Raw genomic sequence first — 12,020 nt, forward strand, 5'->3', positions numbered from 1 at the left:
GCGTAGAAGTGATTCGGCCACCCGTTTACCCGTTTTTCTTTTCCAGTGCCTTACGAAAACACCATTTTACCGGCGTTTCCGCTCGAATTTGATGCCGGACATGATTGCCTCGAACGCGTCTTTCTCGTCGCGGTTGATTCGCGCCCCGTTGTCGGCGATGTCGAATATGGCCCTGTCTTCATTCTGGCTTCGGTTTGTCCGGTTGCGTTCTTCTGCCGCTTGCGCCAGCCGATATGTCAGCGCCTCATCGGCCAGATCGGACAACTCCTCTGCGGCTTCGGCAATCTCAGCATCCAACCCCCGGAGCGCTTTGATTTTCGCGAGTTCTTCGGCCAGAGTCATCTCGGCCTTTTCAACGTCGCCCGGTTTGAACACACAGGGGATTACGGCGACATGGCGAAGGGCCAGCAGGTTTTCAAGGGCCTCAGGCCCTAAAGTTTCGGCAATGTGGTCCTTCAGATTGTCCGGGTCATCGATCGCGTGGCGCAGAATTGCAGTTCGCAATGCGGCGTGATCAACATCGCGGCATTCCATCTCTTCCAGTTGGTGTTCGAACTGCACGACGACTTGGGGGTTAAGCGCGGCAATAGCCAGAATGGCCGCTTCGCGCAGTTGAATCTCGGCATTCTCGGACGAGGCCAGAAACGAGGACCGCGCGCCGGGCGTGGCGGGTTGTTTTGGCGGCACCCATTTGCCGCGCGGTTGCCATTGCCGGGATTGCGGCTGCCGTTGCGGACGGAACAACTGCCAGCGCAGGTCCTTGATTTCTTGCCCATAATGCGCCCGTATCGATGGGTCGCGGATCAGCTTGATTTTCTCGCGCAGGGACTTGTCCAAAGCCGCCTTGCGTTCAGGACTGTCGAACACCTTGCCGTCGGTCTCGCGCCGCCAAAGCAACTTGACCATCGGAATGGCACCATCCAGCACGGCCTTCACAGCGCCTGCCCCTTCGGCGCGCAGCAGGTCGTCGGGGTCTCTGCCTTCTGGCATCAGGGCAAACCGCAGCGACTTTCCAGCTTCGAGCAGCGGCAAAGCCAGATCAACCGCCCGCATCGCAGCGCGCAGACCTGCCGTGTCGCCGTCCAGCGCAATGATCGGCTCGTCCGAGATCCGCCACAGCAGTTGCAATTGATGTTCGGTGATGGCCGTTCCCAAAGGGGCAACCGACGCGCCAAAACCTGCTTCGGCCAGCGCGATCACGTCCATATAGCCTTCGGCCACGATAAGCGGCTGCCCCTTACCTGCCGCCTGTCGAGCCGGGCCTTGATTGTAAAGGCTGCGCCCTTTGTCGAACAGCTCGGTCTCGGGCGAGTTCAGGTATTTCGCGTTGTCATTGGGGTCCATCGCCCGCCCGCCAAACGCGATACAACGCCCGCGCGGATCGCGGATCGGGTACATGATGCGGTTGCGGAAGGTGTCATAAGGCTTTTTGCCCTTGTTCGAGGGCTTGGCCAGCCCGGCCCCAAGGATCAGGTCCTCGGCCACGTTCTTGCCGCGCAGATGGTCCCACAGCGCCTGCCAATCGTCCGGGGCATATCCAATCTCCCACCGGTCCAGCGTTTGCGCGTTCAACCCGCGGCGCGCGAGGTAGTCTCGTGCGGCGGCTCCTGCCCCGGTCTTGAGCTGCAGGCGGAAGAACTGCGCTGCCTGCTCCATCACTTCAGCCAGCTGTGTGCGGTGGTCCTGTTTTTCCTGCGCCTTCGGATCGCGCGCAGGCATCGGCATCCCGGCTTCGCGGGCCAGAATCTCGACTGCTTCGATGAATGAGACATTCTCGGTCTCTTTCACAAAACTGATCGCGTCGCCTTTGGCGTGACAGCCAAAGCAGTAATAAAACCCCTTTTGGTCATCCACGTGGAACGAGGCCGTCTTTTCATGATGGAACGGGCAAGGCGCCCACATGTCCCCTTTGCCCTGATTGGACTTGCGCTGGTCCCACATGACTTTGCGCCCGACAACCTGAGACAGGCTGAGCCGCGTGCGCAATTCGTCCAGAAATCCGGGGGGCAATGACATCTGCTAAACCTGCCAGAAATGAAAACGCGCGCCAAGAGGAAGGCGCGCGGTTGTCCACAGGGAAATGTCCGAGTTGTGGATTATTGTTGCAGGCACAGTTCAAGCCACGCCGCGCCCAGGTCTTTCTTGCGCACGTCCCGCATCTTTTGCTCATAAACCCAAGGTGTGATCAGCGGGATTGCAGCATTGTAGTTTTCGGGCCATGTCGGGCCGCTATCCGCCACCGCTTGTACAACGTCACGTTCTTTTACACGGTCCAGTCGCGCCTTTTGAACCGCAGCCACCACATCAGCTTGGTACTTGCAGCTTTGTTCCTTGGTTTCCTGAGCGGCCAAAGGGGTGGCCAACAGAGCCGCGACAAAAGCGATACGCAACATGGAATTCTCCGGAGATTCGTTTCTTTGAAGTAGATTGCCCGTCAACCTAACGGGCTGTCAGGGACATTCAAGCCGCAGCGCATGCTGGCGGGGCGAATTGATCACCCCGCCTGTCCGATTCAGAGACCTTTGGCGCGGTAGCTTTTCGCAACGCGGTCAATCGCCACGATATAAGCCGCCGTACGCAGGTCCTCGACATCATCACGGCTGTGCCAAACCTCACGCATCGACTGATAAGCAATACGCATTGTGTCATCGAGACCCGAGCGTACCAACTCAAGCTCATCCGCGCCTTTGAGGTACTTGGCCTTGAAATCCGGCGACATCGACCACGCATCCCCCAGGTACCGGTCCAGCCTTTCCAGCTCGCTGACGATCAGTTCGTGACGCGACTCTTCCTGACGACGCTGCATCCGGCCAAAGCGGATATGGCTAAGGTTCTTGACCCATTCGAAATAGGATACTGTCACACCGCCTGCGTTGGCATACATGTCGGGGATGATCACTGTGCCCTTCTTACGCAGGACTTCATCCGCGCCAGCGGTTACCGGACCATTGGCAGCTTCGATAATCAGCGGTGCCTTGATCCGATCGGCGTTCGACAGGTTGATGACACCTTCCAAAGCCGCCGGGATCAGAATGTCGCATTCAGCCTCCAGCACTGCCGCGCCTTCAGCGGAATGGGTCGCATCGGGATAGTCCTTTACGCCACCGTGTTTGACAATCCACTGACGCACGGCTTCGACGTCAATGCCGTCAGGGTTATAAAGCGCACCATCCCATTCGATGATTCCGGTGATGAGCGCGCCATCTTCCTCGCTGAGGAACTTTGCAGCGTGATAACCTACATTACCAAGCCCCTGCACGATAATGCGCTTACCATCCAGTTTACCTGACAAACCTGCTTTTTGAATGTCTTCAGGGTGGCGGAAAAACTCGCGCAGCGCATATTGGATGCCACGTCCGGTCGCCTCGACCCGCCCGGCAATGCCGCCCGCATTCAAGGGCTTGCCGGTGACACAGGCGCGCGCGTTGATATCCGTTGTGTTCATCCGCGCGTATTGGTCGGCGATCCAGGCCATTTCACGCTCCCCAGTGCCCATATCGGGCGCAGGCACGTTTTGCGATGGGTTTATCAGGTCTCGCTTTGCAAGCTCATACGCAAAGCGCCGCGTGATCTGTTCAAGCTCATGCTCTTCATATTCTCGTGGATCAATGCAAAGCCCACCCTTGGAGCCACCAAACGGTGTTTCGACAAGTGCGCACTTATACGTCATCAGCGCAGCCAGAGCTTCGACTTCGTCCTGGTTAACCGCAGTGGCATATCGAATACCGCCCTTGACCGGTTCCATATGCTCCGAGTGGACAGACCTGTAACCAGTGAAGGTATGGATTTCACCACGCAGCCGCACGCCAAATCGAACTGTGTAGGTTGCGTTGCAGACACGGATCTTTTGCTCCAACCCCGGCGGCAGCTCCATAAGGGCGGCTGCCCTGTTGAACATCAGGTCAACACTTTCACGAAAGCTGGGTTCTTTGATGCCGGTCATAAAATCCTCCGTAGCGGTACATGACGATGCGTCACGACGTTTTGTCGCACCACTGGCGGCCTGCTGCAATCAAACAATGCACTTTTTTTAATCATTTTATGAACGCACGCTTAGTTGCCCTAGGGTGAGTCGCTCAGATCGGCCAACTCCTTAACGAATTGTTTTCATTTCATCGACAGATCACCTGAAACGGTCCAAATTATACCCCTTCGGCACGTAAAAAGGCCAAAACCAAGCCTTTTTCGCCCAATTCACGCCACGTTTGAAAATTAACTTTGTCCCAAATCTCTTTTTCTTTGACGCACGAATTCGACGTGTGAGGCGGAGTAACCAGAATGCTAAATTCCTTGCTTTGTAACGACGGCTCGAAACCGAAGCGCAAAACGTTCAAGTTAGACCAGTTCGCTCGGAACGAAGATGGCGTCTTCACTATCTTCGTATTGTTCATGGTGGTCCTGATGCTGGCAATTACCGGCATGGCCATGGATGTCATGAAGTATGAGCGTGACCGCGCCAGCCTGCAATCCACCCTGGACCGCGCTGTGCTTGCTGCCGCTGACCTTGACCAGGATCTTCCTGCCAAGGCGGTTGTCGATTCTTACATGGACAAGGCCGGGCTGGGCAATCTGAACGCCATTACGACGGTTGTTGAAGGGTTCGGCTCTAAAAAAGTAAGTGCTACAGCCGAAGCGGTTGTTCCGACCCGCTATCTGAGGTTCGGCAAAGTCACTGAACTGGGCCTTGTTGCCAGCAGTGCGGCTGAAGAATCCATTGGCGCTGTAGAAATCTCGTTGGTTCTCGACATTTCCGGCTCTATGTCGCGCTCGTCTGCCACACCATCGAAAACAAAAATCGCAGTGTTGAGAGAAGCTGCGTCGGAATTTGTAAGGCTCATGCTGGACAAACCTGACGAAACACAGATTTCAATCTCGATTGTTCCTTATGCAACGCAGGTCAACGCGGGTGCGCCAATCCTGGACAAGTTCACAAATGTCACGCAGGAGCACAGCTATTCGCACTGCGTAAACTTCATTCCGGAACAGTACAGCGATTCTGATCTGGAACGCGATGACACGTTGGAGCGCACCGCCCATTTCGATCCTTTCACCTATTCTGAAGGGTCAATCGACCTGCCCGTTTGTCCGGTCCGCGCAGGAAGTGCAATCACCCCTGTCACCGACAATATGAACAAACTGCTTGCTCAGATTGCGTCCCTCACCCCCGGTGGGAACACGTCGATCGATATTGGGATGAAGTGGGGAACTGCCCTGCTGGACCCGAGCATGCGCGGAATTGTTCGCGACCTGTCGCTGGAACAGGATCCATCCTATGCAGGTACAACAATTGTGCCATCAAAATTCTCGGTCCGTCCCTCGGACTATGGCACCGACGTTCTGAAGATCGCCATTGTTATGACCGATGGTCAGAACACCGATCAATACATGCTTAACCCATCGCTGCGCGAAGGTATGTCAGACGTTTGGTACAACCCGGAAGCTGATGAATACACCGTGTACCATTCTCAGGGTCGTCCGAATTTTTTCTGGCCTCAGCAAGACGTTTGGGCGGATCATCCCTACGGAAACCCGGAACCTGAGACGCAGCTGAACGAAGAACCTGGAACAGCCGTTCGGTTGTCATATCCTGAACTGTTTAACCGAGTATCATTGGCATGGAACGCACGGTACAACTATTACTGGCAGTCCAGCGGTTGGGCGGAATGGTATTCAAAGGCCTACGCGAAAGTTGAAACGTCGGCCAAGAACCAGCGCACCAAGCACATTTGTGATGCGGCCAAGGATCAGGGCATCATCGTTTACGGTATCGCGTTCGAGGCGCCCAGAAGCGGGTACAGGACCCTCAAAGACTGTGCCAGCTCTGACAGCCACGTCTATGACGTAAGTGGCCTGAACCTTGAGAAAGCCTTTGAATCCATCGCATCGTCGATCCGCAAGCTGAGGCTAACCCAATGATCAGCAGAAAGCTGTCGATGCTCCGCCTATTTCGACAATCCGAGGCAGGCAATGCGACAATCGAGTTCATCATGCTCGTACCCTTCTTCCTGGCGCTTCTCGTGGCAGGAGCCGAACTGTCCATCATCACGATGCGGCATGCTGCTTTGGAGCGTGGGGTGGACCTGATCGTAAGGGATATTCGGCTGGGCACCGGTACGAACTGGGATCACGACGTAATCAGAAATCGGATTTGCGAAGTGTCCGGAATCAAGGATTGTACAGGGAATTTGCGACTGCAAATGGTCAAGCAGGACGCGTTCGCTGGTATCGTGCTTTCAGACAGCATCCCCTGCACGGACAGTTCCGAAGATCCCAAACCGGTTCTGGATTTCAAAAGCGGGCAATCCAACGAGTTGATGATCTTGCGGGCCTGTTTGCGCATAGATCCGGTTCTTGAGACCTCAGCCATTGCCAAGCTTGTCCCAGACGCTACCGGTCACTACGCGGTGACCGCAACAACAGCATTCGTACAGGAGCCACTGTAAGATCATGTCTGTATTCCGAAACCTGAAGAAGCGCTTCAAAGTCTTCAAGAAAGACGAAAGTGGCATTCTGACCGTAGAAGCCCTCATGATTTTTCCGCTGATGTTATGGACGATTACGTTCACGTTCACAGCATTCGAGGGGTTTCGTCAAAGCGCATCCAATCTGAAGGCAGCTTATACGATCAGCGACCTGATTTCGCGTGAAACGCAGGCCGTGACCGATGTGTATATCGACTCGTTGCACGATTTGGCGGGCAAGATGATCAATAACCGGTCAGACGTGAAAATGCGGGTTTCTCTTATCGTTTACGATGAGGACGATAAACGCCATTATGTGCGCTGGTCGACCGTACGCGGCTTTGATCAGGAATGGGATGACAACAGGATCGATGAAATCGAAGACCGCCTGCCGCCAATGCCCAATCAGGACACCGTTATTCTGGTTGAAACGTCCAATGAATACATCCCCACGTTCCGACCGGGCTGGGATTTTGCGACAGGTATCACCTTTGAGAACTTCATCTTTACCCGTCCCCGCTTTACAAACGAAGTTGCTTGTAACTTAACCCAGACCCCGTTCGTCTGCACAAATAGCGGATAGAATTTCGGACATGAACTTGGCTTCGGCGGCAGATGTCATGCCGCCCACGCCAACCCGGTGACCAACCCGCCACCACAATCCCGGAGCCCAGCGGTTCGCCGCCTTGTTTCGCGTACGGACCAGAAAGCCGTTTGACGGTTTGAAGGCGAACACACCCCGATCTACCGTTTCAATGTCGGCCACTTCTGCGATGATCTGACCCGACCCCGTTCGCAACTCGGTCCGCGTCAGTTCGATACAGTCTTCTGTGGCGCGCCAAACGCGAAGCGCCAGCCAAAGCGATGCACCGCCAACGAAAAACAGAAACACCTGCCAAACCGGTGCGGGTGGCGATGCCAGCGCGACATAGGTAACCAGCATTCCAACCGTTGTCAGCATCCCTACCCCGGTCCATCGTCTGGGGGATGAGGCCTGAATCGTTGCCAACACGTCGTCCTGCATGGATGTCTCCTGTCTGATCCGCTTCGATCTAGCCATTTTGCGCCGGAAACAACAGAGGCTTGGCCGCAAAACAATTTCGCACAGGTCCGGTTATTTCATGCGAATTGACTGCCGTGGCGCAGAGATTACATGCTGCCCGGATGAAACGGAGGCGAACATGTCCCTTAGACCGACGTTGGAAACACGCAAAGCCATCCCCACAATGGAAGGGGCTGGTGTCAAACTTCACCGTGCATTCGGGTTTCAGGATCCGTCCGAACTGGATCCTTTTCTGCTGTTCGATGATTTCAGAAATGAACGCCCGCAGGATTACCAGGCCGGGTTTCCCTGGCACCCGCACCGGGGAATTGAAACGATCACTTACGTTCTGACCGGCTCAGTCGAGCATTCGGATTCGCTGGGTAACACCGGCACGCTTGGCGCCGGTGATGTGCAATGGATGACCGCAGGATCCGGTATCTTGCATCAGGAAATGCCAAGCGGCAACATCTCGGGCCAGATGCACGGCTTCCAGTTGTGGGGCAACCTGCCCTCGGATCAGAAGATGACCGCCCCGCGCTATCAGGACGTTCAAAGCAAGGACATCCCCGAAATCACCGATGACGATGGCACCACAGTGCGGGTGATCGTAGGTGAGTTCTGGGGTAAGACCGGACCCGTTGACGGGATAGCTGCTGACCCGCAGTATCTGGATATCTCTGTCCCGGCAGGTGTGAAGAAAACCCTCCGGATCGATACGTACCGCCGTGCCTTCGCCTATGTGTTTCAGGGTCAGGCCGCCTTTGCCGATGCCTCGCAGCCGACAGGTGTGCTGTTGGAAAAGGAAATCGCCGGGCAAGAGGTCAATATCCGCGACATGTCAGGGGATCGCACGCTTGTCCGTTTTGGCACGGGCGATGAAATCACCGTTCAGGCTGGCCCCCAAGGTGTGCGGTTCCTGCTGATCTCTGGGGCTCCGATCAACGAACCCGTCGCGTGGCATGGCCCCATCGTGATGAACACGCGGGCCGAACTGGAACAGGCATTTCGCGAGCTGCGCAATGGCACGTTCATTCACCCCGCGCACTAACAGCGTGACGGTTTGACCCTGTCAGGCCGTCACGGCCTTGTGCACCATGTTCCAATAGATCTCTTCGACTTCGTCCAGTGACAGGCGACCGCCCGAACGGTACCAGGTCATCACGCCGTTAAGCATGGCAATCACGGCCAGCGTTGCAATCTTCGTGTCCGAAATTGCGAATTGTCCGGCCTGCTGCCCTGAATCCAGGATTCTTTCCAGCACGTTTTCGTATTGGCGCCGCAAGTCTTCGATTTCAGCAAAGTTTTCGGGCGAAAGATTGCGCAACTCCATATAGGCGATGAAAACTTCGTCCGGGCGCTGCAAATGGAAGCGGATGTGAAAGCCGATAAACTGGCGCAAGGCGTCTTCAGCATCGTCGCAACGGCCCATTGCATCAAGCGCCTCAAGCAGGTCCTGCATGTGTTCGCGCATCAACCGGTGCAAAAGGCTCTGTTTGTCGGGCGTATAGTTATAAAGCGCGCCTGCCTGTACGCCGACCTCTTTTGCGATCTGCCGCATCGAGACAGCGGCATACCCATAGCGCGTAAACAGGTGCAGCGCGGCCTTGCGGATACGTGGGCCGGTTATGTCGGAATGTGAGCCTTGAGTGCGTGCCATGGGTCTACAGTATATGAACAGATGTTCATATAGAACCCCGCTTGAACGATGTCGTCAAAACGTGCATCACGATGGGGCAACAAAGACCGAAAAGCCTGCGACATGAAACTGCTGCCTGTTTTGCCCCTTATTCTATTTTGCGCCGCCTGTGCGGACATTCCCGAGTTGGAAGGCAGCGAACCGGCTGCAGTCAGATCCGCCCCCTACCCGCGCCTTATTCCGTTGCAGGAAACCTTAGGGCCACCGGTGGACCCGATCCATCAGGCAGCAGCAGTCGAAGACGATCTGACCCAACGCAGCAATGCTTTAGCCCAAAAGGCGCAGGCGCTACAAAACGCGCAAACCAACTGACGCGTCATAAATCACCCCCACTATCCCCCGGTGACGGATTGCACCCTTGGCCTGAACCCGCTAAGGCAGCGCTGATTGGACTAGCATCCGACACCAGAAAAATTCGAGCGGAAAAGGACCCACGACATGACACAGGCACTGCGGCTGGGAATTGCGGGCTTGGGAACGGTCGGCGTGGGTGTCGTCAAGATCGTCCGCCGCCATGCAGAATTGTTGCAGGCCCGCACAGGCCGTTCGATTGAAATCGTGGCTGTATCCGCGCGCGACCCGAACAAGGACCGTGGCGTGAATCTGTCGGATTATGCCTGGGAAACCGATCCGGTTGCACTGGCAAAACGCGACGACATAGACGTTTACGTCGAATTGATGGGTGGCGAGAACGGTCCTGCCAAAGCCTCGGTCGAAGCAGCATTGGCCAGTGGCAAGGATGTGGTCACCGCCAACAAGGCGTTGCTGGCCATCCACGGGCAGGAACTGGCTGAAAAGGCCGAGGCCGCCGGTCGTGTGATCCGGTTTGAGGCCGCTGTCGCTGGTGGTATCCCGGTGATCAAGTCCCTGACCGAAGGTCTGGCGGGCAACGAGATCACCCGCGTGATGGGTGTCATGAACGGAACGTGCAACTACATCCTTACCCGGATGCAATCGCAGCGTCAGGGCTACAATGCCCTTTTCGATGAATGCGCCGAATTGGGATACCTTGAGGCCGACCCCAATCTGGATGTCGGAGGTATCGACGCTGCGCACAAGCTGGCTCTGCTATCCTCGATTGCGTTTGGGACCAAGCCGAATTTCGACGGGATCGAGATTGAGGGTATTCAGCAGATCAGCCTGGACGACATTGATCAGGCCGAAGACATGGGCTTTCGCATTAAATTGCTTGGCGTGGCGCAGCGCACCGCGCGCGGGCTGGAGCAACGCATGCAGCCTTGCCTGGTACCCAGCGACTCGCCACTGGGCCAGCTGGAAGGCGGCACCAATATGGTCGTGATCGAAGGCGACGCGGTTGAGCAGGTTGTTCTGCGCGGCCCCGGCGCAGGCGAAGGTCCGACAGCCAGCGCTGTGATGGGCGATGTCTGCGATCTGGCGCGTGGATTGCAGATCCCGACCTTTGGCCGCCCAGCCACCACGCTTGAAACCGCAGTTCCCGCCGTCACCGGTCGACCTGCGCCGTATTATCTGCGGCTGGGCCTGCTGGATAAACCTGGTGCATTGGCCAAGGTTGCGGCCATTCTGGGCAATGCCGGGGTGTCAATCGACCGGATGCGCCAATATGCACATGCCGAAAGCACAGCGCCTGTGCTGATCGTCACCCATAAGACCACCCGAACGGCGCTGGACGTCGCATTGGAGGGTTTCCGCGAAACCGATGTGGTTGCAGGCGACCCGGTTGCATTGCGGATTGAAGCGGTTTGACCTTGCGGCCTGCATGAAACGCAAGCTATGCCGGAAGACACGGCTATACTGACCAGAGGATACAGAAACATGAGTGCTGCCAAGACCGATTTCAATGACCGCCTGCTGTCTCTGGGGCTGGCCAGGGTGGCGGAACAGGCTGCACTGGCCTCGGCTTCGCTGGTAGGCCGGGGCGATGAGAAAGCCGCGGATCAGGCCGCTGTGAACGCAATGCGCGAACAGCTGAACCTGCTGGATATCGCAGGTGTCGTTGTCATCGGTGAAGGCGAGCGCGATGAGGCGCCGATGCTGTATATCGGCGAAGAGGTTGGCACCGGCAATGGCCCCGGTGTGGATATTGCACTGGATCCGCTGGAAGGCACCACGCTGACTGCCAAGGACATGCCGAACGCACTGACCGTCATCGCCATGGGCCCGCGCGGCTCGATGTTGCACGCGCCGGATGTGTATATGGACAAACTGGCGGTTGGCCCGGGGCTGCCTGAAGGTGTCGTCAACCTGGACATGTCGCCACGCGAGCGTGTCGAAGCGCTGGCCAAGGCCAAGGGATGTAAAGCCGCTGACATCACCGTCTGCATTCTGGAACGCCCGCGCCACGAAGCGATGATTGCCGAAGTGCGCGAAACCGGTGCCGCGATCCGTCTGATCACTGATGGTGACGTGGCGGGTGTCATGCATTGCGCTGAAAGCGAAGTAACCGGCATCGACATGTATATGGGTCAGGGTGGCGCGCCCGAGGGTGTGCTGGCCGCCGCTGCGCTGAAATGTATGGGTGGGCAGATCTTTGGTCGCTTGTTGTTCCGTAACGATGACGAACGTGGCCGGGCCGCAAAGGCAGGCATCACCGATCTGGACCGTGTTTATGCACGCGATGAGATGGTGACGGCGGATGTGATCTTTGCCGCCACCGGTGTGACCGGTGGCTCTTTGTTGCCCCGGATCAAGCGCGAGCCCGGCTGGGTGGAAACCACGACGCTGCTGATGCGGTCCAAGACCGGGTCGGTGCGCCGCATGTCCTACCGCACGCCGACATGGCCGCATGACAACACGTAACGGCTTGCGCCGTTGCCTTCGGCGAGAGTATTTCTGAAAA

Annotated in this window: 12 protein-coding genes; 7 read left to right on the forward strand and 5 right to left on the reverse strand. The window is 56.7% G+C overall.

The window, feature by feature from the left end; all coding sequences use genetic code 11:
- Positions 1–66: 66 nt before the first annotated feature.
- The 3 genes from dnaG to ACR0DS_RS00725 form a co-directional block, all read right to left on the reverse strand.
- Entirely contained in the window at positions 67–2,016 is a 1,950-nt protein-coding gene (gene dnaG / locus ACR0DS_RS00715) for a DNA primase (protein WP_480557366.1), read from the reverse strand.
- Between the two features lie 80 nt (positions 2,017–2,096).
- On the reverse strand, positions 2,097–2,393 hold the full coding sequence (locus ACR0DS_RS00720) for a hypothetical protein (RefSeq protein WP_267366003.1): 297 nt from the start codon (positions 2,391–2,393) through the stop codon (positions 2,097–2,099).
- Positions 2,394–2,512: 119 nt separating this feature from the next.
- The gene (locus tag ACR0DS_RS00725) at positions 2,513–3,943 is read right to left on the reverse strand and encodes a Glu/Leu/Phe/Val family dehydrogenase (protein ID WP_480557368.1); all 1,431 of its coding nucleotides are present in this window, start codon (positions 3,941–3,943) and stop codon (positions 2,513–2,515) included.
- 335 nt (positions 3,944–4,278) lie between these two features.
- Here ACR0DS_RS00725 and ACR0DS_RS00730 point away from each other — a divergent pair, with 335 nt between their 5' ends.
- Genes ACR0DS_RS00730 through ACR0DS_RS00740 form a run of 3 tightly spaced genes read left to right on the forward strand, consistent with a single transcriptional unit; the run spans position 4,279 to position 7,044 of the window.
- Positions 4,279–5,916, forward strand: a complete 1,638-nt coding sequence (locus tag ACR0DS_RS00730) for a pilus assembly protein TadG-related protein (protein WP_480557370.1) — start codon at positions 4,279–4,281, stop codon at positions 5,914–5,916.
- The gene (locus ACR0DS_RS00735) at positions 5,913–6,443 is read left to right on the forward strand and encodes a TadE/TadG family type IV pilus assembly protein (protein ID WP_480481589.1); all 531 of its coding nucleotides are present in this window, start codon (positions 5,913–5,915) and stop codon (positions 6,441–6,443) included. The genes ACR0DS_RS00730 and ACR0DS_RS00735 overlap by 4 nt, the downstream gene beginning before the upstream one ends.
- 4 nt (positions 6,444–6,447) lie before the next feature.
- Positions 6,448–7,044 carry a TadE/TadG family type IV pilus assembly protein gene (locus ACR0DS_RS00740; RefSeq protein WP_480481591.1) on the forward strand — a complete coding sequence of 199 codons (597 nt, stop codon included), beginning with the start codon at positions 6,448–6,450 and terminating at the stop codon, positions 7,042–7,044.
- Here the strand turns inward: ACR0DS_RS00740 and ACR0DS_RS00745 are convergent.
- Positions 7,006–7,485, reverse strand: a complete 480-nt coding sequence (locus ACR0DS_RS00745; protein ID WP_480486079.1) for a hypothetical protein — start codon at positions 7,483–7,485, stop codon at positions 7,006–7,008. The genes ACR0DS_RS00740 and ACR0DS_RS00745 overlap by 39 nt on opposite strands.
- 157 nt (positions 7,486–7,642) lie before the next feature.
- Here ACR0DS_RS00745 and ACR0DS_RS00750 point away from each other — a divergent pair, with 157 nt between their 5' ends.
- Positions 7,643–8,554 (forward strand): pirin family protein, encoded by a 912-nt coding sequence (locus ACR0DS_RS00750; RefSeq protein ID WP_480557372.1) that lies wholly within the window; start codon positions 7,643–7,645, stop codon positions 8,552–8,554.
- 21 nt (positions 8,555–8,575) lie between these two features.
- Here ACR0DS_RS00750 and ACR0DS_RS00755 read toward each other — a convergent pair whose 3' ends face one another.
- Positions 8,576–9,163, reverse strand: coding sequence for a TetR/AcrR family transcriptional regulator (locus ACR0DS_RS00755; RefSeq protein ID WP_480557374.1), 588 nt, complete (start codon positions 9,161–9,163; stop codon positions 8,576–8,578).
- 48 nt (positions 9,164–9,211) lie between these two features.
- On the opposite strand from ACR0DS_RS00755, the gene ACR0DS_RS00760 reads away from it, so the two are divergent.
- The 3 genes from ACR0DS_RS00760 (at position 9,212) to glpX (ending at position 11,980) form a co-directional block, all read left to right on the forward strand.
- Positions 9,212–9,514, forward strand: coding sequence for a hypothetical protein (locus ACR0DS_RS00760; RefSeq protein WP_480528486.1), 303 nt, complete (start codon positions 9,212–9,214; stop codon positions 9,512–9,514).
- A 126-nt stretch (positions 9,515–9,640) separates the two neighbouring features.
- Entirely contained in the window at positions 9,641–10,927 is a 1,287-nt protein-coding gene (locus ACR0DS_RS00765) for a homoserine dehydrogenase (RefSeq protein WP_267366139.1), read from the forward strand.
- 69 nt (positions 10,928–10,996) lie between these two features.
- Positions 10,997–11,980 (forward strand): class II fructose-bisphosphatase, encoded by a 984-nt coding sequence (glpX, locus tag ACR0DS_RS00770; protein ID WP_267366140.1) that lies wholly within the window; start codon positions 10,997–10,999, stop codon positions 11,978–11,980.
- The last annotated feature ends 40 nt before the right edge of the window (positions 11,981–12,020 follow it).

This window comes from Ruegeria sp. AF5, assembly GCF_056541905.1.